This window comes from Rhodococcus sp. D-6 (assembly GCF_040256695.1).
GTDB classification, from domain to species: domain Bacteria; phylum Actinomycetota; class Actinomycetes; order Mycobacteriales; family Mycobacteriaceae; genus Rhodococcus; species Rhodococcus pyridinivorans.
Map to the genome: position 1 here is coordinate 4,907,971 of NZ_CP132970.1, position 20,220 is coordinate 4,928,190.

Annotated in this window: 20 protein-coding genes; 10 read left to right on the plus strand and 10 right to left on the minus strand. The window is 68.3% G+C overall.

The window, feature by feature from the left end; all coding sequences use genetic code 11:
• Positions 1-2: 2 nt before the first annotated feature.
• Positions 3-2,429 carry a transglycosylase domain-containing protein gene (locus RBB84_RS23100; RefSeq protein WP_064256713.1) on the minus strand — a complete coding sequence of 809 codons (2,427 nt, stop codon included), beginning with the start codon at positions 2,427-2,429 and terminating at the stop codon, positions 3-5.
• Between the two features lie 293 nt (positions 2,430-2,722).
• On the opposite strand from RBB84_RS23100, the gene RBB84_RS23105 reads away from it, so the two are divergent.
• Entirely contained in the window at positions 2,723-3,046 is a 324-nt protein-coding gene (locus RBB84_RS23105) for a WhiB family transcriptional regulator (protein WP_006552432.1), read from the plus strand.
• A gap of 49 nt (positions 3,047-3,095) precedes the next feature.
• On the opposite strand, the gene RBB84_RS23110 is transcribed toward RBB84_RS23105, so the two are convergent.
• Complete coding sequence (locus RBB84_RS23110; RefSeq protein ID WP_006552431.1) at positions 3,096-4,226, minus strand: ArsA family ATPase; 1,131 nt, start codon at positions 4,224-4,226, stop codon at positions 3,096-3,098.
• On the minus strand, positions 4,223-5,236 hold the full coding sequence (locus RBB84_RS23115; protein ID WP_037217256.1) for an ArsA-related P-loop ATPase: 1,014 nt from the start codon (positions 5,234-5,236) through the stop codon (positions 4,223-4,225). The genes RBB84_RS23110 and RBB84_RS23115 overlap by 4 nt, the downstream gene beginning before the upstream one ends.
• Before the next feature lie 53 nt (positions 5,237-5,289).
• Here RBB84_RS23115 and RBB84_RS23120 point away from each other — a divergent pair, with 53 nt between their 5' ends.
• From RBB84_RS23120 to RBB84_RS23130, 3 genes are read left to right on the plus strand one after another with little or no spacing between them, the layout of a single operon-like run.
• Positions 5,290-5,454 (plus strand): DUF4177 domain-containing protein, encoded by a 165-nt coding sequence (locus RBB84_RS23120; protein ID WP_006552429.1) that lies wholly within the window; start codon positions 5,290-5,292, stop codon positions 5,452-5,454.
• A 3-nt stretch (positions 5,455-5,457) separates the two neighbouring features.
• Positions 5,458-5,922 (plus strand): RidA family protein, encoded by a 465-nt coding sequence (locus RBB84_RS23125; protein WP_064256714.1) that lies wholly within the window; start codon positions 5,458-5,460, stop codon positions 5,920-5,922.
• Between the two features lie 58 nt (positions 5,923-5,980).
• A complete protein-coding gene (locus RBB84_RS23130) occupies positions 5,981-6,769 on the plus strand; it encodes an MBL fold metallo-hydrolase (RefSeq protein WP_064256715.1) in 789 nt (262 codons plus the stop codon).
• 121 nt (positions 6,770-6,890) lie between these two features.
• Here the strand turns inward: RBB84_RS23130 and RBB84_RS23135 are convergent, their stop codons facing one another.
• Together RBB84_RS23135 and RBB84_RS23140 are read right to left on the minus strand one after the other, a co-directional pair.
• Positions 6,891-7,565 (minus strand): Crp/Fnr family transcriptional regulator, encoded by a 675-nt coding sequence (locus tag RBB84_RS23135; RefSeq protein WP_016934470.1) that lies wholly within the window; start codon positions 7,563-7,565, stop codon positions 6,891-6,893.
• A 191-nt stretch (positions 7,566-7,756) separates the two neighbouring features.
• Positions 7,757-8,029, minus strand: coding sequence for a hypothetical protein (locus RBB84_RS23140; protein ID WP_033097906.1), 273 nt, complete (start codon positions 8,027-8,029; stop codon positions 7,757-7,759).
• Between the two features lie 72 nt (positions 8,030-8,101).
• Here RBB84_RS23140 and nth point away from each other — a divergent pair, with 72 nt between their 5' ends.
• Genes nth through RBB84_RS23160 form a run of 4 tightly spaced genes read left to right on the plus strand, consistent with a single transcriptional unit; the run spans position 8,102 to position 11,451 of the window.
• Complete coding sequence (nth, locus tag RBB84_RS23145; RefSeq protein WP_064256717.1) at positions 8,102-8,896, plus strand: endonuclease III; 795 nt, start codon at positions 8,102-8,104, stop codon at positions 8,894-8,896.
• Positions 8,897-8,900: 4 nt separating this feature from the next.
• Positions 8,901-9,572 (plus strand): TlpA disulfide reductase family protein, encoded by a 672-nt coding sequence (locus RBB84_RS23150; RefSeq protein ID WP_006552423.1) that lies wholly within the window; start codon positions 8,901-8,903, stop codon positions 9,570-9,572.
• Positions 9,569-10,267 (plus strand): CoA pyrophosphatase, encoded by a 699-nt coding sequence (locus tag RBB84_RS23155; RefSeq protein WP_006552422.1) that lies wholly within the window; start codon positions 9,569-9,571, stop codon positions 10,265-10,267. The genes RBB84_RS23150 and RBB84_RS23155 overlap by 4 nt, the downstream gene beginning before the upstream one ends.
• Positions 10,264-11,451, plus strand: a complete 1,188-nt coding sequence (locus tag RBB84_RS23160; RefSeq protein WP_006552421.1) for a MarP family serine protease — start codon at positions 10,264-10,266, stop codon at positions 11,449-11,451. The genes RBB84_RS23155 and RBB84_RS23160 overlap by 4 nt, the downstream gene beginning before the upstream one ends.
• 27 nt (positions 11,452-11,478) lie before the next feature.
• On the opposite strand, the gene RBB84_RS23165 is transcribed toward RBB84_RS23160, so the two are convergent.
• Genes RBB84_RS23165 through nhaA form a run of 3 tightly spaced genes read right to left on the minus strand, consistent with a single transcriptional unit; the run spans position 11,479 to position 14,172 of the window.
• Positions 11,479-12,414 (minus strand): alpha/beta hydrolase, encoded by a 936-nt coding sequence (locus RBB84_RS23165; protein ID WP_024102813.1) that lies wholly within the window; start codon positions 12,412-12,414, stop codon positions 11,479-11,481.
• A 16-nt stretch (positions 12,415-12,430) separates the two neighbouring features.
• Positions 12,431-12,946 (minus strand): phage holin family protein, encoded by a 516-nt coding sequence (locus tag RBB84_RS23170; RefSeq protein ID WP_006552419.1) that lies wholly within the window; start codon positions 12,944-12,946, stop codon positions 12,431-12,433.
• Positions 12,946-14,172 (minus strand): Na+/H+ antiporter NhaA, encoded by a 1,227-nt coding sequence (nhaA, locus tag RBB84_RS23175; protein ID WP_041803540.1) that lies wholly within the window; start codon positions 14,170-14,172, stop codon positions 12,946-12,948. Before nhaA ends, RBB84_RS23170 begins: the two co-directional genes overlap by 1 nt.
• Positions 14,173-14,372: 200 nt before the next feature.
• Here nhaA and RBB84_RS23180 point away from each other — a divergent pair, with 200 nt between their 5' ends.
• Positions 14,373-15,743: an MFS transporter gene (locus RBB84_RS23180; protein WP_006552417.1), complete on the plus strand. Its 1,371-nt coding sequence runs from the start codon at positions 14,373-14,375 to the stop codon at positions 15,741-15,743.
• Between the two features lie 55 nt (positions 15,744-15,798).
• On the opposite strand, the gene acs is transcribed toward RBB84_RS23180, so the two are convergent.
• Positions 15,799-17,730, minus strand: coding sequence for an acetate--CoA ligase (gene acs, locus RBB84_RS23185; protein WP_064256718.1), 1,932 nt, complete (start codon positions 17,728-17,730; stop codon positions 15,799-15,801).
• Positions 17,731-17,928: 198 nt separating this feature from the next.
• Between acs and RBB84_RS23190 the strand changes: the two genes are divergently transcribed.
• Positions 17,929-18,678, plus strand: a complete 750-nt coding sequence (locus tag RBB84_RS23190; RefSeq protein ID WP_033097956.1) for a hypothetical protein — start codon at positions 17,929-17,931, stop codon at positions 18,676-18,678.
• Between the two features lie 448 nt (positions 18,679-19,126).
• Here the strand turns inward: RBB84_RS23190 and RBB84_RS23195 are convergent, their stop codons facing one another.
• On the minus strand, positions 19,127-19,960 hold the full coding sequence (locus RBB84_RS23195) for an HAD-IB family hydrolase (RefSeq protein ID WP_041803954.1): 834 nt from the start codon (positions 19,958-19,960) through the stop codon (positions 19,127-19,129).
• Positions 19,961-20,220: the final 260 nt, after the last annotated feature.

Here is a 20,220-nt window from a genome sequence, read left to right on the forward strand (position 1 = left end):
GCTCAGTTGTCGGGGCGGCTCGGTGTCGTCGTGGGAGTGGACTCCTCCTCCGCCGGCGGACTCGACTCGCTCTGCTCGAGCTCACGTCCCGGGATGGGCGCGGGCGTCGACCGGCGGGTCGTGTCGGGCACCTCGCGGTCGCGCGGGCGGGCCGGGGTGGCGCTCGTGGTGGGAGCGACGCGGACCGATCCGTCGCTGATGAACAGCGTGACCGTCGATCCCGGGACGGCCGAGCCGCTCGGGGACGTACCCGTCACCGTTCCGGCGCGTTCCTCACCGGCGATCGTCGCCTCCGAGACCGAGAATCCGGCGTCCTGCAGTCGCTGGACCGCGCGGTCCTTCGACAGGCCCGTCACGTCCGGAACCTGGGCGTTGCCCGCGCCGCGGACGTACCGGGGATCGGGGGCGGGCAGTTCGATGGAGCCGAACTTGTTCGCCACCGGCAGCATCGCTGAGAACCATGTCCGCGCCGGTTCGGTACCGCCGAAGAGATTGCCGTCGTAGCAGGGGCGGACCGGACCCGAGCAGATCTGGCCGGGAGTGGGGGAGTCGCCGTAGGTGTAGACCACGCCGGCGAACCGGTTGGTGAAGCCGAGGAATGCCGAGGACATGTGCGACTCGGTAGTACCGGTCTTCGCCGCGACCGGCAGGTTCCAGCCCACCGACCCCGCGGCACCCGAAGCGGTACCGCCGGCGGCGGTGTCCTTGCTCATCGCCGTCGTCAGGGTGTCGGCCAGACCGGGCTCGACGGCCTGCTCGCACGCCTGCTGCGTGATCGGCACGGGCTTGCCCTCGCGGTCGAACACCCCCTCGATCGGGGTGGGCGGGCACCACTTGCCGCTCGACGCCAGCGTCGCCGCGACGTTCGACAGCTCGAGCGCGTTGATCCACGTCGGGCCGAGCGTGTACGAGCCGAGGTGCTGGTTCTTCTGCATCTCGGCCATCGACTGGTCGCCGAAGCCGGAGGTGCGGGGCTGCAGGTACGACCGCAGACCCAGGCGCACCGACATGTCGACAACCGCGTCGACGCCGGTGGCCTCGATGAGCTTGACGAACGCCGTGTTCGGTGACTGTGCCAGCGCGTCGGTCACCGACAGTCGCGACGGATACGGCGCGGCGTTCTCGACGCAGTAGTAGTTGGCCGGGCAGCCGCGGGCACCGCCGTCGCCCAGACCGCGGGCGTTGTAGCGGGACGGGACGTCGAGCACGGCAGAGGTGCCGAGACCCTGTTCCATGGCGGCGGCGACGGTGAAGATCTTGAAGATCGACCCGGCGCCGTGACCGGCCAGCGAGTAGGGCTGCGGCTGGACCGTCTCCTTGGCCTCGGCGTCGAGACCGAACTTGCGGCTCGACCCCATGGCGAGGACCTTGTGCGAATCCTGGCCCGGCTCGATCACGTTCATCACCGAGGCCACGTCGTCGACGGTGGGGCTGGTGAACCGGTCGAGCGACTCTTTGACGGAGTTCTGGACCTCGGGGTCGAGGGTCGTGCGGATGAGATATCCGCCCCGGTCGATCTGCTCGCGCGACAGGCCCGAGTTCTCGAGATACTGCAGCGCGTACTCGCAGAAGTAACCGCGGTCGTCGGCAGCGATGCAGCCGCGGGGGAGCGTGTTGGGCTCGGGCAGCACGCCGAGCGGCAGTTCCTTCGCGGCGCGGATCTCGTCGGCGCGCTCCGGGATGTTGTCGATCATCGTGTCGAGCACGATGTTGCGACGGGCGAGCACGCCGTCGGGATTGGTGTACGGGTTCAGCGCCGAGCTGGACTGCACCATGCCCGCGAGCATCGCGGCCTGCGGGATGTTCAGGTCCTTGGCGTCGATGCCGAAGTAGGTCTGGGCGGCGTCCTGGATGCCGAACGAACCGTTGCCGAAGGGGACGAGGTTCAGATAGCGGGTGAGGATCTCGTCCTTGGTGAGCTGATCGTCGAGGGTCAGCGCCATGCGGATCTCACGGATCTTGCGGGCCGGCGTCGTCTCGATCGCCGCGCGGCGTTCGGCGTCGGTCTTCGCGATCACGTGGAGCAGGTAGTTCTTGACGTACTGCTGGTCGATCGTGGAGGCGCCCTGCTCGACCTGACCGCTCGTGGTGTTGGTGAGGAACGCGCGGATGGTGCCCTGCCAGTCGACGCCCTGGTGCTCGGGGAACCGCTTGTCCTCGATCGAGACGATCGCCAGTTTCATCTCGTTGGAGATCTGGTCGCTGGGCACCTCGAAGCGACGCTGGTCGTAGAGCCACGCGATCGGCTCGCCCGCCTTGTCGACCATGGTCGTCACGGCTGGGACGACACCTTCGACGAGCTCTGCGGAACTGTTGTCGACGGTGTCCGCGGCTCGGTTCGAGACGTACCCGAAACCACCCGCGGCCGGGAAGAGCATCCCTGCTACGAGAACGCCGCCGAGGGCCGTGCAACCAGCGAGCTTCGCCACCGTTCTTCGGATCGACACGCCTACACACTACGTGGCGAGGGACCGGCCGGCCGTTTCCAGGGAGCGGGCGTGGCACGACGGGCGAGGTGAAAACGCCTCCGACGTGGGACTTTGTACGTGCGTACCAGAAAAGGTTTCGTTCGCCTTGCGCGTGGGCATCAGTTTACCTAGATTGAGACATCAGTGTGACGCAGATAACACCTTGACGGGCAGGTTTTGCGCCGTTGCGGCACACGGACGGCGCAGACCTCGAACACCGCGAACCGGCGTTCGGAAAGTAAAGGGGCAACTGAATGCACATGACCACCCCGACGACCCGACTCGACGTCGACCAGGCCGAAGCGCGTATCGCTTGGGTCTCCAAGGCTCGCTGCCGCGAAGTCGATCCAGATGAACTGTTCGTGCGTGGCGCAGCGCAGCGCAAGGCTGCGGTGATCTGCCGGCACTGCCCGGTGATGCTCGAGTGCGGGGCGGACGCCCTCGACAACCGTGTCGAGTTCGGCGTGTGGGGAGGCATGACGGAGCGGCAGCGTCGTGCTCTCCTCAAGCAGCATCCCGAGGTCGAGTCCTGGGCCGATTTCTTCCAGGCGCAGCGACAGCACCAGAGCGCGGTCTAGTCACCACCTCACCGGTACACGAACCGCCGAGATCATGACCCGCGAGACATCACGCCTCGCGGGTCAATTGCTCGCCCACCGCCCGCAGCGCCTCGAGATCCGAGACCTCGAAGGGCAGCGAGGGCACCCCGACCACGGGGACGGCAGGGTTCGCCGCGGTGAAGTTGCGTAGCAACCGCAGCTCCCGCTTGGCGATCACGGCCCGGTGCGCGTGGATGCGGAGAACGGCCTCAGCGGCCTTCGCGTCCACGCCCTCCTCCTCGGCGAGCTGGTCCGCCGCGGCGAGGGCGTGATCGGACGGCAACGCCGACAGTGTCGGATGGGTGCGGTTGAGCACCAGGCCCGACAGCGGCATGCGATCGCCCGACAGTCGTTCGACGAAGAACGACGCCTCGCGCAGGGCATCGGGTTCGGGTGCCGCGACCACCATGAAGTGGGTTCCCGGCTGCTGCAGCAACCGGTAGGTGCGGTTGGCGCGCTCGCGGAAGCCCCCGAACATCGAGTCCAGCGACTGCACGAAGGCCGACGCATCCGACAGCATCTGGCTCCCGACGATCGTCGAGACCGCCTTGAGCGCGAGCCCCATCGCGCCGGTCACCAGGCGGCCGAAGCCACGCCCGGGTGCCGTGAAGATCCGGATCATCCGCCCGTCGAGGAAGGCCCCGAGCCGCTGGGGAGCGTCGAGGAAGTCGAGCGCGTTCCGGGACGGCGGGGTGTCGACAATGATGAGATCCCACTCGTCGCTCTGCGCGAGCTGACCGAGCTTCTCCATCGCCATGTACTCCTGCGTGCCGGAGAAAGACGACGCCACGGTCTGATAGAAGGGGTTGTCGAGGATCTGCTGGGCCTTCTCCGGCGTCGAGTGCTCGAGCACCATGTCGTCGAAGGTGCGACGCATGTTGAGCATCATCGCGTGCAGCTCGCCCTTCGCCTCCGGCCCGAGCTCCACCTTCTGCGGTGAATTGTCGAGCGAGGCGACCCCGAGGGCTTGTGCCAGTCGCCGCGCCGGGTCGATCGTGAGCACCACGACGCTACGGCCCCGCTCGGCCGCGCGCAACGCGAGCGCCGCGGCGGTGGTCGTCTTGCCGACACCTCCCGACCCGCAGCACACGATCACCCGGGACGAGCGGTCGTCCAGGATGCGGGCGACGTCGAGGACCTTCCGGATCGGTGCGTTCATCGGACACCCTGCTCGGCGAGAACGTCGGCGAGTTCGTAGAGGCCACCGAGATCGACACCGTCGGCGAGGGCCGGTAGGGACATGCGTGCCACCTTCACTTCGTCGAGTTGAGCGGCGCTCACCTGTTGCGCCTGGAGTACCGCGGCGTGCTCGATGGTCTCGGTCAGCAGGCCGGCGAAATCGTCGTCGGAGAGCTTGATGGACACCTTCTCCAGCGTCGTCCGGATCGCGGGCCCGGCGATGCGGCCGGCGGCGACGTCGTCGACGAGTTCCTCGGGCAGGTGCTCGGGAGCGGTGCGGTTGACGATGACCGTCCCCATCCGGAGATCGGCGGCCTCGAGTTCCTCCACCGCGTCGGCCGTCTCCTGCACGGGCAGAGCCTCGAGTAGGGTCACCAGATGGACGACGGTCTGGTCGGAGTGCAGCAGCCGGACCACACCCTCGCTCTGCGACCGGATCGGACCGGACTTCGCGAGATCGGCCATGGCCTTGGTGACGTCGAGGAAGCTGCCGATGCGGCCGGTGGGCGGGGAGTCGACGACGACCGCGTCGTAGACGGGTGCGCCCGACGCGTCTGTCCGTACCACGGTCTCCTTGATCTTGCCGGTGAGGATGACGTCGCGCAGACCCGGCGCGAGCGTGGTCACGAACTCGATCGCTCCCATCCGTCGCATCGCGCGACCTGCGAATCCGAGGTTGTAGAACATGTCGAGGTATTCGAGGAAGGCCGCCTCGATGTCGATCGCGAGAGCCGATACCTCACCGCCACCCGGCGCGGTCGCGATTTTCGTCTCGACCGGCGGGAGCGGCGGCACGTCGAACAGCTGCGCGATGCCCTGACGTCCCTCGGTCTCGACGAGCAGGACCTTGCGGCCTCCGGCGGCGAGCGCCAGTGCGAGCGCCGCGGCCACGGTGGACTTCCCGGTGCCACCCTTGCCGGACACGAAGTGCAGTCGCGCCTGGGCGGCGCCTGCCGGCCATTCGCCGGAATGTGATGTCGGAGATGCCACGATCACGAGCCTATAAGTCGTGGACGGTGAACGGTGCCGGATAAGGTCAGGATATGAGTGAAACCACCACATGGGAATACGCAACCGTGCCGCTGCTCACGCACGCGACCAAGCAGATCCTCGACCAGTGGGGTGCCGACGGCTGGGAGCTCGTCACCGTCCTGCCCGGCCCCACCGGTGAGCAGCACGTCGCCTACCTCAAGCGTCCGAAGGGCTGATCGGTGTCGCACAACACCTGGAGCGATCGCCTGACCGAACTCGGCATCACCCTGCCGCCGGTCGCCGCCCCGGTGGCGGCCTACGTACCCGCCGTCCGCAATGGCGACGTCGTCTACACCTCCGGTCAGCTGCCGCTGGCCGACGGGAAGCTGACGCACACCGGCAAGGTGGGTGCCGAGGTGTCAGCGGAGGAGGCGAAGACCGCGGCCCGCACCGCCGCGCTCAACGCGCTCGCCGCAGTCGACGGTCTCGTCGGACTCGACAACATCGCGAGCGTCGTGAAGGTCGTCGGCTTCGTGGCGTCCGCCGAGGGCTTCACCGGACAGCCCGGCGTCATCAACGGCGCGTCGGAACTGCTCGGGGAGATCTTCGGTGAGGTCGGCGCGCACGCCCGATCGGCCGTCGGCGTCGCCGAACTTCCCCTCGGCGCTCCCGTCGAGGTCGAGCTGATGGTGGAAGTACGCTGACGCCACCCTCCCCGATCGGAGGCGGCTCCCGACGGATCCGACACGAGAGGCACATGTGATGGCGCTGGTCCACCCCGCCTACGCGCAGCTGCGCCAGGTCACCGAGAACGCCGCGGTGATCCTGGCCGAGAACCCCTCGATCATGTCCCTCGAGGGAACGAACACCTGGATCCTCCGGGCCCCCGGCAGCGACGAGTGCGTCGTGGTCGATCCGGGTCCCCTCGACGAAGGCCATCTCGAGCGGATCGCGCAGGTGCCGGTGGCGGCGACCCTCATCAGTCACCGCCACTTCGACCACACCGAGGGTGCCGAGCGTTTCTCGCAACTCGCGGAATGCCCGGTGCACGCAGTGCTGCCGGAACACCGCCACGGCGGTGGGCAGCAACTGTCCGGCGGTGACGTCGTCGAGGCGGCGGGTCTGCGCATCCGGGTCGTCGCGACCCCGGGGCACACCGCCGATTCGCTGTCGTTCGTGATCGAGCAGGACCGCAGTGTGCTCACTGCCGACACCATCCTCGGCCGCGGCACGACCGTGCTCGACGACTCCGACGGCGACCTCGGCGACTACCTGCGGTCGTTGAGGTCGCTCATCGGTCTCGGCGGTGGCTACACGGTGCTGCCCGGGCACGGCCCCGAGCTGCCCGACCTCGAGACGATCGCGCGGGAGTACCTCGCGCACCGGGAGGGTCGGCTCGAGCAGGTGCGCGGTGCGCTGCGCACCCTCGGCGCCGAAGCCTCCGCACGGCAGGTCGTCGAGCACGTCTACGCCGACGTCGACCCCTCGTTGTGGGGTGCGGCGGAGAAGTCCGTCAACGTGCAGTTGGAGTACCTGCGCAGCCACGGTTGAGTCGAAGCAGCCGGACGGCTGGGTCGAAGCAGCTACGGCTGGGTCGAAGCAGCTACGGCTGGGATACGCATACGAAAGGCCGGGACGCGGCGAGCGTCCCGGCCTTTCGTATGTCCGTGGGTCAGCGAGCGCGACGCGCCAGACGCTCCGAGTCGGAGATCAGCACGCTCTTGCCCTCGAGACGCAGCCAGCCGCGGTGCGCGAAGTCGGCGAGGGCCTTGTTCACGGTCTCGCGGGACGCGCCGACGAGCTGCGCGATCTCTTCCTGCGTCAGGTCGTGCGTGACACGCAGGGCGCCGGCCTCCTGGGTGCCGAAACGCTGGGCGAGCTGGAGCAGTGCCTTGGCGACACGACCGGGGACGTCGGTGAAGATCAGGTCGGCGAGGCTGTTGTTGGTGCGACGCAGACGACGGGCCAGCACGCGGAGGAGCTGCTCGGCGATCTCGGGGCGCTGGTCGATCCACGCCTTGAGCGCCTCGCGGTCCATGCTCACGGCTCGCACCTCGGTGACGGTGGTGGCGGTGGAGGTGCGCGGACCCGGGTCGAAGATCGACAGCTCGCCGAACATGTCGGACGGGCCCATGATCGTCAGGAGGTTCTCGCGACCGTCGGGCGAACGACGTCCGAGCTTCACCTTGCCGGAAACGATGATGTACAGCCGGTCGCCGGGCTCACCCTCGTTGAAGATGACATGGCCGCGCGGGAAATCTACAGGCTGAAGCTCTTTGATCAGCGCCGCAACCGCCGAGGGCTCGACTCCTTGGAAGATGCCTGCTCTGGCCAGGACCTCGTCCACGTGCGCTCCTTTTGGGAATGATTCGTCATCTACTGCCGGGTCTGCACGTCGACGGACTTCCTGGGCAGGTCACCTGTCAGGCGTACGAGCGCCCAGTCTATCGTGCGCGCTGCACGAGTGAGTGACCGATACCACGGAAACGATCGACGAACCCGATCATCGGTACCTCGAGGCTACCGGCAAGTAGTCGTTCAGCTGGCGCGGCGCGCGCGCAGATGACCGTCCGAATCGTCCGCTCCGTCGGTGCTCGGTCCGCGGCGGCGGCGACGCTGGAAGCGGGCCAAAGCCCCCGGGAAACCTTCACGAGCGAGTGCCGCGACATCGGCCTGGTCCGCTTTGTCGAGGAACTCTTCCACTTCCTGCTCACGGACGGACAACCGGCTCAAGCGCGCTTCGACACGTTCCATGGACAGTGCGAACAACATGAGCAGCACCGGGAAGAGGACGACAGCAAGAGCTTGCATACCCGGAAGTAAACACCCGCAAGGTCTCGGAAGAGACACGGGGCCGGATCCTGGGGAGAGTGTTTACGTAGAGTGGATCAGGTGCATGCCTCCCAGTCCGAGAGCCCCGAGACGGCCCCGCGCCGAGTGAACGGAAAGGCTCGCGGACCGGAGTCGCGACTGGCCCTCGTCCGTCGCGCGCGACGGATGAACCGGCGCCTCGCCGAGGCTTTTCCGCACGTCTACTGCGAACTGGACTTCACGAATCCGCTCGAGCTCGCCGTCGCCACGATCCTGTCGGCGCAGTGCACGGATGTGCGGGTCAACCAGGTGACCCCCGCTCTGTTCGCCCGGTATCCCGACGCCCGCGCGTACGCGGAGGCGGACCGCGCCGAGCTCGAGGAGTACATCCGCTCGACCGGCTTCTACCGCAACAAGGCCAACTCGCTCATCGGTCTCGGCCAGGCCCTGCTCGCGCGGCACGACGGCGAGGTTCCGGCCCGGCTGAAGGATCTCGTCGCGCTGCCCGGCATCGGCCGCAAGACCGCCAATGTCATCCTCGGTAACGCCTTCGATGTGCCGGGTATCACGGTCGACACCCACTTCCAGCGGCTCGTGCGTCGCTGGGGATGGACCGACGAGACCGACCCGGTCAAGATCGAGCACGCGGTGGGTGTGCTCATCGAGCGCAAGGAATGGACGCTGCTGTCCCATCGCGTGATCTTCCACGGTCGGCGCGTGTGCCACGCACGCAAGCCGGCATGCGGGGTGTGTGTCCTCGCGAAGGACTGCCCCTCCTACGGGACCGGGCCCACCGATCCGCAGACCGCGGCCACGCTGGTGAAGGGACCGGAGACCGAGCACCTGCTCGAGCTGGCCGGGCGGTGACGGAGTGCGTCCTTCCACAGCAGGCCGCTGGAGCCTGGCAGCTCTCGTCGTCGTCATCGCATTGATCGTCGCCATCTGGCCGCGCGACCGCAGCGACCCTCCGCCGGCGACCGGCCCGGGACCGGCCGCACCCTCGACCGCACCCGTGGACCGCCGGCCCCAGGACGGCGCGCAGGCCCTCGCTCCGCTGCGGGAGACCGCCGCACTCGATCCGTGCCCGCAGCCGGGCGGGTCCACGCCCGCTCCCGCCGGTCCGCTCGCCGGTCTGGTCTTCGAGTGCGTGAGCGACGGATCCTCCGTCGACCTCGCGGCCGCCCTCGCCGGAAAGCCCGCCGTGGTGAACCTGTGGGCCTGGTGGTGCGCTCCCTGCGCCGAGGAACTGCCGGTCCTCCAGGACTACGCCGCCCGGGTGGGCGAGGAGGTCACCGTCGTCACCGTCCACACCGACCCGAACGAGTCGAACGCCCTCGGCCGGCTCGCCGACTACGACGTGCACCTGCCGGGTGTGCAGGACGGCTCGGGTCGCGTACAGGCCGCGGTCGGCGCGCCCGCCGTCCTTCCCGTGACGGTGCTGCTCCGCGCCGACGGGTCGGTCGCCGCCGTGCTCCCCATCCCGTTCCGGTCGGCCGACGAGGTCGCCTCGGTCGTCGAGGAGCATCTGGGGGTGGCCGCATGATCCCCGAATGGCTCCGGCGTGTCGCCTCGGTGTCGCCGACCGACCCGCACGGTCTCAACCCGATCCTGAACCGTCGCGCCCCGCGCGACGCGCGGGTGCGGCAGGCCTCGGTGCTGGTGTTGTTCGGCGGGTCGCCGGAGGCCGATCCGATGGCCCGCGGCGGACTTCCCGCCGACGCCGACGTCCTGCTCACCCAGCGCGCCGCGACGCTGCGGCAGCACAGCGGGCAGGTGGCCTTTCCCGGAGGCGCCGCCGATCCCGAGGACTACGGCGCCATCCACACCGCACTTCGTGAAGCGGAGGAGGAGACCGGCCTGGATCCGTCCGGGATCCGGCCGCTCGCCGTGCTCCCCGAACTGTTCATCCCGCCTTCCGGCTTCGACGTGACTCCCGTGGTCGCCTACTGGGAGACCCCGAGCCCGGTCGGAGTGGTCGATCCGAAGGAGGCGACCCGCGTGGTCCGGGTGTCGCTGCACGAGTTGCTCGACCCCGACAACCGTTTCCAGGTCCGGCACCGTCTGGGCTATCAGGGCCCGGCCTTCCAGGTGGACGGGATGCTGGTCTGGGGTTTCACCGCGGGTGTGCTCGCGGGTCTGTTCGCGGTATCGGGGTGGGAGATCGAGTGGGATCACCATGACGTCCGTGATCTCGACGTCGTACTCGCCGAACTGGAGACGGGGGTGGTCGAATCATGACCGGATCGGGCTGGATCGATCTGATCATCGTGGTGATCGTCCTGATCGCCGCGTCCTCCGGGCTCCGGCAGGGCGCCGTCGCCTCGGCGCTGGCCTTCCTGGGTGTGCTGCTCGGTGCGGTCGCGGGCATCCTCATCGCCCCGCACGTGCTCGTGCACATCGACGATGCGCGCATGCGAATCCTCGCCGGCATCGCTCTGATCGTGGTGCTGGTGGTGATCGGCGAGGTGGCCGGCATGGTGCTCGGACGTGCCGCGCGCAGCGGCATCCACAGTCCGGGTGCGCGGGCGGTCGACAGCGTCGTCGGTGCCGGTCTGCAATCGGTCGCGGTGCTCGTCGCCGCGTGGCTGCTCGCCATCCCGCTGACCGCCACGACCCAGCCCGCCGTCTCCGCAGCCGTGCGGGGATCCCAGGTGCTCGGGACCGTCGACGACGTCGCCCCCGACTGGATGCGTGCGATCCCCAACGAGTTCTCGGCGTTGCTCGACACCTCGGGTCTGCCCGAGGTGATCGGGCCGTTCGGGCGTACCCCGATCGCCGAGGTGGAGGCACCCGACGGCGGTCTCCTCGAAGGATCGGTCCCGGCCCGGCTGCAGACGAGCGTGCTGCGCATCAACGGTGTCGCACCCAGCTGCCAGAAGGCACTGGAAGGATCCGGTTTCGTCGTGGCCCCCGAACGGGTGATGACGAACGCGCACGTCGTGGCCGGAACCGCAGCGGTGACCGTCGATACGGACGGCGGCCCGCTCGAAGCGACCGTCGTGCTGTTCGATCCGGAGGTGGACGTCGCGATCCTCGCGGTGCCGGGACTGACCGCGCAGCCGCTGGATTTCGCCCCGGAGCCGGCGGAGTCGGGTGACGACGCGATCGTGCTCGGCTACCCGGGCGGCGGTCCGTACACGGCGAGCGCGGCGCGGATCCGCGAGACGCTCGACCTGCAGGGCCCGGACATCTACCGCGGCGGCACCGTCGAACGCGAGGTGTACACGGTGCGCGGCACGATCCGGCAGGGCAACTCGGGGGGTCCGCTGGTCGATCCGTCCGGCGATGTCCTCGGCATGGTCTTCGGCGCGGCGGTCGACAACACCGACACCGGTTTCGTTCTCACCGGTGCAGAGGTGAGCCGGCAGCTGGAGATGGCCGGGGTGAATCAGCCGGTTGCGACCGGCGCCTGCATCGTCTGATGTCTGCCCGTCCGGCGGACGGGCAGATCAGTCGAGTCCGCGGACGAAGTCGGCGAGCAGTGCCGTCACCGCTTCGGGCTTCTCCTGATGGGCGTAGTGGCCGGCCCCGTCGACGAATTTCAGGATCCGTCCGGGGGCGTGCCGCACGCAGCGTCGGAGGGTCGCGGCGAGCACGTAGGGATCCAGCGCGCCGTGCAGCTGCAGGATCGGCAGGGTGAGCTCGACGTCCATGGCCTTCATGAAGCGGCGACCGTCGGGACGCCACTGGCTGCGGAACGCCCAGCGCTGGTATTCGAGGGTCAGGTGCGCCGTGCCCGGGATGCGGATCGCGGTGCGCAGCCGGTCGACGACATCGGCGAACTCGTCGGTGCGTCGCCAGTCCGGGCCGCACCGCACACGCATCAGCCGTTCGATCTCCAGGCCGTTGTCGCGAACCAGCTTCCGTTCGGGACGCCACGGCAGCTGGTAGGCGAGGAAGGTCGGCACCAGAGCCTTGCGTTGCGCGCGGTCGCGCAGGGTCGCGTCGCGCAGCGAGATGGGGTGCGGGGAGTCGACGACCGCGATGGCCCGCACGACATGCGGATGGATCACCGCGGTCGCCCAGCACACGAGGCCCCCGTCGGCATGGCCCACGAGGACCGCCTCGGTGTGCCCGAGCGCGCGGATCAGTCCCGCGATGTCGTTCGAGAGCGTCCAGCCGTCGTATCCGCGGGGCGGCTTGTCCGTGTCGCCGTAACCACGCAGGTCCACCGCGACCGCCCGGTAGCCGAGATCGGCGAAGGCGGTGAGCTGGTGACGCCACGACCACCACAGGTCGGCGAAGCCGTGCACGAACACCACGAGAGGTGTGTCCGGGTCGTGCGGACCGGCTTCGACGGCATGGAAGCGGATGCCGTTGGCGTGGATGTCTCGATGCGTCCACGGTCCGGGATACCGGACCGTGGACGGGTCGGGGACGGGCACTGGCTGTTCCGGTTCGTCAGCGGGTGACGCGGCGCGGCGCGGCGTGGCGCGGGCCGTCCGCATCGTGTCCGTCCTGGCTGCTCGGGAGGATCGACGCGGTCTGCTTGAGCGAGTCGATGGTCTTGTTCGGTGCGCGCAGCTTCCGGACCCGCATATAGCCGATCAGGGCCAGCAGGCCCGTCACCACCAGCATGATCAGGAAGACGATGAGGAAGGCGAGCCAGCGCGCCACCCAGACATCGAGGAGTTCGGCGAGAAAGAAGAAGAAGAAGAAGGAACTGAAGGTCAGCACGGCGAGCGCGAGGATGAAGAACAGGCTGCCCTGCACGCCCTTCTTGACCTCGCCGGTCACCTCGGCCTTGGCGAGCTGGACTTCGGCGCGGAACAGTGTGGACAGCTGTGTCGCTGCGTCGCGTACCAGTTCGCCCACACTGGCATCGCGGGGTGTCGGAGCGTCCACCTTCGTCAACGGGATGCCCGAAATGCTCGACGGGACTCCGTTCTCCGGACGATTCGCGTTCGTCACGCTCACTACTCGACCCCTTCGGTTGGTTCGTTCCGTTGGCGGTGGGCGCGCCCACGCCGTAACAGTAGCGCCGACCCGAGGACAGAGGCGATCAATGATGTCACCAGCACGGCGGCCTTGGCGATCTCGGCGGGCTCGCCACCGTGGATGTCGCCGAGCGAAAGTTCGGCGATGAGCAGGCTCACCGTGAACCCGATGCCGCCGATCACGGCGAGCGCGAGCACGTCTCCCCACATCAGCCCGGTCGGGCGGGTGGCGAGACCGAGCCGGATCGAGATCCAGGTGGCGCCGAAGATCCCGACGGTCTTGCCGAGGAGCAGTCCGAGGACGACGGACTGGCCGACAGGATCGGTGAACACCTGGCCGAGCATCTCCGCACCGATGGGTACACCGGATGCGAACAGGGCGAACAGCGGGACGCACAGACCGGCGGACCACGGTTGGATGTGGTGGACCAGCCGCTCGGCGGGTGCGTAGTCCTCCCCGGGATCGGTGCGGACACGGGTGAGCAGGCCGAGGAGGACCCCGGCGACGGTCGCGTGGATGCCTGCGTTGTGCATGGCGTACCAGGTGAACAGTGCGAGCGGCACATACAACCACGGCGTGGTGATGCGCTTCTGCTGCGCGAACCAGTACGCCGCCGCTGCGGCCACTGTGGCGAGCAGCCACGCGACGGCGAGTCCCGAGGTGAACAGGATCGCGATGAGCGCGATGCCGATGAGGTCGTCGACGACCGCCAGGCTCAACAGGAACACCCGGGCGCTGGTGGGGATGCGCGAACCGGTGAGGGCGAGCACGCCGAGAGCGAAGGCGATGTCGGTCGCGACGGGGATCGCCCAACCCCGGTCCATTCCCGGCGCACCCCAGCCCACGACGGCTGCGATGACGGCAGGAAGGATCACGCCGCCGCATGCGGCGATCACGGGCAGGATCGCCTTCCTGCGATCGGCGAGTTCGCCTGTGACGAGTTCGCGCTTGAGTTCGAGGCCCGCGACGAAGAAGAAGACGGCGAGCAGGCCGTCCTTGGCCCAGTCGCCGACCGAGAGGTGCAGGTGCAGGAACTCCGGGCCGATCTCGAAGTCCCGCAGAGCGAGATAGGAGTCGCCGAAGGGGGAGTTGACCCAGATCAGCGCTATCGCTGCGGCGATGAGCAGCAGTGAACCGCCGACCGTCTCGGTGCGGAGGAAGCGACCCAGAGGTGCGGTCCAGGTGGGTGAGGAGGTGTCGGACACGGGCGTCTTTCGCTGGGCGGATACGGGCACGGGCGAACCGTCGCCGACCAGACTTCCCGGCACACCGGGGAAGAGTCTAACGCCGGACGGAGGGCGTCCGTAGGGGTGTCCGATTTGCGGTGGGCGGAAACTCGGGTGTTCACTTTCCTAGTAAGTGGGATCTGGTCTCAGAATGTGAGTGGAGTAGTGGGGATGGTTCAGTGAGCACATCGGTCGGAGTCGAGGACGGGGGTTCCTCGCTCGTCGCAGGCGTTCCGCGCCGGCGCATCGTCGTCGCCAGCATGGTCGGCACGTCCATCGAGTTCTACGACTTCTACATCTATGCGACAGCCGCCGTCTCGGTCTTCCCGCACCTGTTCTTCCCGCAGGGCAACAGCACGACCGCGCTGCTCGCCTCCCTCGCGACCTTCGGTATCGCTTTCGTCGCCCGCCCGGTCGGATCCGTCGTCTTCGGGCACTTCGGCGACCGCATCGGCCGCAAGGTCACGCTCGTCGGCTCGCTCCTGACGATGGGCATCGCGACCTTCCTCATCGGCCTGCTGCCGACCTATCACCAGGCCGGGCTCATCGCACCGGCGTTGCTGGCGCTCATGCGCTTCTGCCAGGGCCTGGGTCTCGGTGGGGAGTGGTCGGGTGCGGCGCTGCTCGCCACCGAGACGGCCGAACCCGGCAAGCGCGCCTGGGCGGCGATGTGGCCGCAGCTCGGCGCACCCATCGGCTTCATCGGCGCCAACGGCCTGTTCCTGATCATCACGCTGGCGCTCGGCCACGACAACGGCGATCCCGACCTGTCGAGCGCCTTCCTCGAATGGGGCTGGCGCATTCCGTTCCTGCTCAGCGCGATCATGGTGATCATCGGGCTGTACGTGCGGCTCAAGCTCGAAGAGACGCCGGTCTTCGCCAAGGCCGTCGCCGAGGGCAAGAAGGTCAAGACGCCTCTCGCCGAGGTGTTCAAGAACAGCTGGCGTGAGCTGATCATCGGCACCTTCGTCATGCTCGCGACGTACACGCTCTTCTACATCATGACCACCTGGGTTTTGAGCTTCGGAACGGGCAAGACCCCCGAGGAAGGTGGCCACGGTGCCGGTTTCCAGTACGCGGACTTCCTCGTGCTGCAGCTGGTCGCGGTGCTGTTCTTCGCCGCGGCGGTTCCCGTCGCCGGGTGGCTCGCCGACCGCTACGGTCGCCGCTCGACCCTGCTGGTCGTCACGGGCGCGATCATGGTGTTCGGCCTGTGCTTCCAGTTCCTGCTGTCGAGCGACGGCATGAGCTCCGGACGCATGCTGTTCTTCCTCATCGTCGGCATGCTGCTCATGGGTCTGACTTTCGGGCCGCAGAGTGCGATCCTGCCCGAGCTGTTCCCGACCAACGTCCGCTACACGGGTTCCGGAATCTCGTACAACGTGTCGAGCATCCTCGGTGCCGCGGTGGCCCCCTTCATCGCGACGTGGCTGGCCACGAGCTACGGCGTCGGCTGGGTGGGCATCTACCTGCTGATCGCCGCGGCGACGACCTTCGTCGCGCTGCTCGTCGTCAAGGAGACCCGCGACCGGTCGCTCGACGAGGTGTAGTCGTACCGACCGCGAAAGGCCCCTTCCGGATCCGGAAGGGGCCTTCGTCGTTCGGCTACTTGCCGCGGATCGCGTCGAAGACGGCCGGATCGACGAGCGTCGAGGTGTCGCCGAGCTCGCGGCCCTCGGCGACGTCGCGCAGCAGGCGGCGCATGATCTTGCCCGACCGGGTCTTCGGCAGTTCCGGCACAACGGTGATCTGACGGGGCTTGGCGATCGGGGAGATCTCCACCGCCACGTGATCGCGCAGTTCCTTGATGAGCGTGTCGCCGGTGTTCTCGACGTGCTCGCGCAGGATCACGAACGCGACGATGCCCTGACCGGTGGTCTCGTCCGCCGCGCCGACGACCGCGGCCTCGGCGATAGACGGGTGCGACACGAGCGCCGACTCGACCTCCGAGGTGGAGATGCGGTGACCGGAGACGTTCATGACATCGTCGACGCGGCCGAGCACCCACAGCGCTCCGTCGTCGTCGTAACGCGCACCGTCGCCGGCGAAGTACCAGCCCTGCTCGGCGTAGCGCGACCAGTAGGTCTCGCGGTAACGCTGCTCGTCGCCCCAGATGCCGCGCAGCATCGCCGGCCACGGCTGATCGAGCACCAGGTAGCCGTTACCGCCCGCGCCGAGCGGGGTGGCCTCGTCGTCGACGATCTTCGCGGAGATGCCGGGCAGCGGCGCCATCGCCGAGCCGGGCTTGGTGGCGGTGATGCCGGGCAGCGGCGAGATCATGATCGCGCCGGTCTCGGTCTGCCACCAGGTGTCGACGATCGGGGCCGAATCCGCGCCGATGACCTCGCGGTACCAGCGCCATGCCTCCGGGTTGATCGGCTCGCCGACGCTGCCGAGCAGACGGATCGACGACAGGTCGTGGGCGTCGGGAATCTCGCGACCCCACTTCATGAACGTGCGGATCAGCGTCGGGGCGGTGTAGTAGATCGACACCCCGTACTTTTCGATGATCTCGAAGTGCCGGTGCTCGTTCGGCGAGTTGGGGGTGCCCTCGTAGACGACCTGGGTGACGCCGTTGCTCAGCGGGCCGTAGACGATGTAGCTGTGGCCGGTGACCCAGCCGATGTCGGCGGTGCACCAGTAGACGTCCTTGCCCGGCTTGTGGTCGAAGACGTAGTGGTGGGTGTACGACGCCTGGGTCAGGTAGCCACCCGAGCTGTGGATGATGCCCTTGGGCTTACCCGTGGTGCCCGAGGTGTACAGGATGAACAGCGGGTGCTCGGAGTCGAACGGCTGCGCTTCGTGCTCGGGGGAGGCCTTCTCGACGGTCTCGTGCCACCACAGGTCTCGCCCTTCGGTCCACTCCACGTCGATGCCGGTGCGCGCGACGACCAGCACGTGCTCGATCGACTTTGCGTCGGCGACGGCCTCGTCGGCGGCGTTCTTGAGCGGCGCGGCCTGGCCGCGCCGCCACTGCCCGTCCACGGTGACGAGCAGCTTGGCCTGCGCATCGTCGATGCGCGACCGCAGCGCCGACGACGAGAAGCCGCCGAACACCACCGAGTGGGTCAGGCCGAGGCGCGCGCACGCGAGCATGGTGACGATGGCCTCGGGGATCATCGGCATGTAGATCGCGACGCGATCGCCGGCGACCAGGCCGAGCTCGGTGAAGGTGTTCGCGGCGCGGGAGACCTCGGCGAGGAGGTCGTTGTAGGTCAGCGACCGGCTGTCGCCGGGCTCGCCCTCGAAGTGGATGGCGACCCGATCGCCGTTACCGGCCTCGACGTGCCGGTCGACGCAGTTGTAGGCGACGTTGAGCTTGCCGCCGACGAACCACTTCGCGAACGGAGCGTTCGACCAGTCGAGCACTTCCATCCAGGGCTCCGCCCAGTCGAGTCGTTTCGCCTGTTCGTCCCAGAATCCGAGCCGATCGGCGTCGGCCGCGGCCTGCAGTTCCGGACCGGCGTTGGCCGTGGCGGTGAACTCCGGGCTCGGCGGGTACGCCTTCGATTCGTGCTCCTGGGCTGCGCTCGTCATGGTGCGGGGCCTCTTTCCGGGATGGTTCCATTCGGGCTCTTGTGAGCGTAATCATCTGTGACCGGCGCCGCACCGTTGCATCGATATGCAACCCCGTCACTTTCGCTCATCGGTCGAATTCGCGCGACGAACGGCATTCGGGCACGATCGGTGAACCTCTCGTCCGTCCACCGCGTGCGCGCCGGTACCGTCGTCGGCGTGACCGACCCTCTTCAGCCTCTCGTCGACCTTCCCGGCGTACGCGACGCCGCCGACCGTGCCCGCGACGCGCTCGCGGAGGTGCATCGTCATCGAACCAATCGGCGTGGTTGGGCGAACACCGCCGCGGAGGCATCGGTGCGGGCCGCCCGAGCCTCGGCGTCGATCGACGGCGGGTCGATGGAACTTCCGCAGCCGGGGGAGAGCGGCGATCCGATCCTGGCCGGAGCGCTGCGGGTCGCGCAGTCGCTCGACGGCGACGCGCTCGACAACATGGTCGCGACGTGGCGACGTGCCCCGCTTCAGGCACTCGCCCGCCTGCACCTTCTCGCTGCCGCGGATCTCGTGGAGGACGCCGAGGAGCTGGGTCGTCCGCGGACGGAGCCGGGGGTCGCCGAGCGTCTCGACGGGCTCGCGCAACTCGTCACCGGGGGGACGAACGCCCCGGCGCCCGTTCTCGCTGCGGTCGTGCACGGTGAACTGTCCGTCCTGAAGCCCTTCGGTGTCGCCGACGGCATCGTGGCGCGGGCCGCGTCCCGGCTCGTGTGCGTCGCGTCCGGACTCGATACGCGCAATCTGGGCGTACCGGAGGTCCACTGGATGCGCCGGTTGCAGGCGTACCGCGACGGGGTCGCCGGATTCGGGGCGGGAACCGTGGAGGGCGTCGGCGGCTGGGTGCTCTTCTGCTGTGGGTCGCTCGAGGCCGGGGCTCGTGAGGCCGGCTCGATCGCCGAGGCGTTCGCCGGCTGAGTGCCGGGCGGGGCTTCGCCGGCCGAATCGCGGCCTGTACGCGAAACCCCCTGCACGCGAAAGCGGGTGGCATATCGATCGAGATCGATTCCGCCACCCGCTAGCACGGGCGGTCCGAGTTACCATGCGTGCTGAAATGGGTTGTGATTCAACGGCCTCGGCGATGATCCGGGTATCGTCGATTCGTCCTCGCAACGGGTGCGGGGTACTCGTCTTCGAAAATCCGGAACTCGCAGGCCCACAACACTCGTGCCCTTATAGTGGCATCGGCTTCGCGTGGGTACTCGGTGTCCGTGCTGGGAAGAACAGTCGGGAGATCGAATCTTCTCTTCCGATTCGGTCTTGGCCTTCCGTCCTTCCGTAACTCCTTTCTACCCCGTCCGCGAGATGTCGGCAAGCCCCCGACGGCAATGTTTGTTCTCGATTCCGCGGCGAGTGACCCTGAGTGTCAACGCATCCGGCGCTTGGCCAGTCGGCGGGTGGCACCCAGTATCAGTGCGGTCGCTCCGAGGGTCGCGGCGAGCGTCGCCAGGGCGCGCGGCGACGGACGGGCACGACGTCCGAGCGGTACGGGCCGGGCGAAAGTGAGAACAGGCCAACCGTTTTCGTTTGCTTCCCGGCGCAGCGGGCGGTCGGGGTTGACCGCGCGCGGATTGCCGACCTCCAGCAACATCGGCAGGTCGGTGGCCGAATCGGAGTACGCGTAGCTGCGGGAGAGATCGTAACCGTACTGCTCGGCGAGCTCGCGGATCGCGACCGCCTTCGCCTCCCCGAAGCAGTAGAACTCGAGCTCGCCGGCGTAGCGGCCGTCGACGATCCGCATCCGGCTCCCCGTGCTGTGGGAGGCACCGAGTGTCCGGGCGATCGGAGTCACCACTTCCTGGCCGGATGCGGACACGATGATCACGTCGTGACCGCGGGCCCGGTGATCGGCGATCAGATCCTTCGCCTCCGCGTAGACGAGCGGTGTCACGACGTCCTGCAGGGTCTTCTCGACGATCGATCCGACCTGCTCGACATCCCATCCATTGCACATGTGCGCGATGTGTTCTCGCATCCGGTCCACCCGGGCCTGATCGGCCGCCGACAACAGGTAGAGGAGCTGGGCGTAGGTGCTCTGCAGCACGGCCCGGCGGCTGAGGAGACCCTCCTCGAAGAACGGCCGGGTGAACGCCAGCACGCTCGACTTGGCGATGACGGTCTTGTCGAGATCGAAGAACGCTGCGATGCGAGCCGAGTCCGGTGAGCCCCCCGTCGACGGGGCCGGTCGGGACGGATTCACGGACGTATCGGTCACGATCACCACAATAGGGGCGCGCCGCGCCGGTGTTTGAAGTTGCAAGCAGTCACGCCTAGCGGTGTACTATCGCGAATGCCCGGGTCGATACTCGGGTTGTGTTCAGCCCGACCCCCCGGGGCTGAACGCAGACGGCCCTCGCCTCCTCCCCCCTGGCGAGGGCTGTCGCTTTGTCCGAGGCCTTTTCCACACGTCTCCGTACTGTCTTCTACACCCGCCGACCTGCGCACAGGTGCGACGAGGGG